This is a genomic window from Vibrio sp. 378 (genome assembly GCF_033339435.1).
Window position 1 is genome coordinate 1 of the sequence record NZ_JAWOUO010000069.1, and the last position, 1,455, is coordinate 1,455.

Below are 1,455 nucleotides of genomic sequence, written 5' to 3' on the forward strand. Positions count from 1 at the left end.
ATAACCACGCGCAACTCTGCCTTTCGGAAAAGGCGCTTTCACTTCGAAAATGGAGCCGAAGGAGTGTACGATCGTCGTCACTGGGCCAAAGCCAACTAGGCTTTCAAGGATTGTTTGCGCTTGTTCACCCGGAGCAATCGCAACCATCTCTTGCGGCAGTGCAGCGACAACATCAAATTCTGTCACACCTAAACGCTCTGCCATTGCGGCAGGCAGAAGTTGAGGTTCTTGTTCCAATAGAGCTTCTACCTGTTGCTTGATTGATTCCATTTTGTTTTCCATCTTTTCTTCAATTTGTCTTCATTAATTATTGGATACTTTTGGCACGCTTTCGTTCATCTCTGATGCCAGTACCTGAATACAGGCTTGCGCTAACGAAACGGCCCAAAAACTGCCCGCTAAAGTAAGCACTAAGCTTCGCTCTTGAAGCTCAACTAAGCCTTTGTCTTGCCATACTTTAAACAGCGGCATGAGAAAATCGAACGTATCGCTACCCATAAACATCGGCAGTTTACTTGCCTGAACAATGCCGCGGTCAAATCCGGATTTTAGCGCTGCAAATAATGGCTCTAATGGGCTGTGCTTCATCATCATCGCAATCGTACTTTGCCCTTCATTCACCGCTTTGATGTAGGTGTCTAAAGTGCGGTGCAGCATCATCCCGTAGCCGCCAATGTTGCCACCAGCACCGCATCCAATCGGTAACACTTCTGCGTACGTCTTGGCTAAGCTGTTGTATAGGCTACGCTCACGGTTATCGACGGCCCAGTGGTTCACGCTCAACTGCTTCATGTGGTGCTTCGCCATAAAGTTCACACCCAGCTCATACATGCCCGCTTTCTCTGGCGTCGTCGCTGGTGGTGGGATCTTGCCTTTTTCAACGAGATTGAGCATTGGCGCGGTTCCACCCACGACCAACTGATACAAATCCAAGCCATGCGCGCCTGTCGACATAAAATCGTTAAGATCTTGTTCAAGTATTTCTTTGGTTTGATAAGGCAAGCCGTACAACAAGTCGATGATGACTGGGATTTTGTCTTCCTTCGCCAGTTCCGAAACGCGTTTAAGTACGTCTTCTCTATCATCAAGACGCTTTGCACTGCGACGAACTTGAGTGTTGAAGCTCTGCACACCAAAAGAGAAGCGATTAAAGCCGCCATCTAACGCACCTTGATACAACTCATCGGAAAAACGATTGATGCACCCTTCTAAAGTAATTTCGCAATCAGACGCGAGAGGGAAATAATCATGAATGGCCTGCCCCAGCACGCGAACTTGCTCGGGAGAAAGATCGGTCGGCGTTCCACCACCAATGTAAACCGCATGGAAGATACCGCTTTGCGTCCAAGGAAGTGCAGCTTTCTCCTTCAACTCCTGCATTAAGGCAGCGAAGTACTCATCGACAAGTTTGCGACTGGCCGCATTCTGAAAGAAGTTACAAAAAGTGCAGCGAAC

General features: G+C 48.2%; 2 protein-coding genes. Both read right to left on the minus strand.

What is annotated here, in order from left to right; translation table 11 throughout:
* A partial coding sequence (locus R7Q48_RS24125; protein ID WP_318132600.1) for a ChuX/HutX family heme-like substrate-binding protein occupies window positions 1–270 on the minus strand: 270 nt, incomplete at its 3' end.
* Between the two features lie 33 nt (window positions 271–303).
* On the minus strand, window positions 304–1,455 hold a 1,152-nt coding region (hutW, locus tag R7Q48_RS24130), incomplete at its 5' end, for a heme anaerobic degradation radical SAM methyltransferase ChuW/HutW (protein ID WP_318132602.1).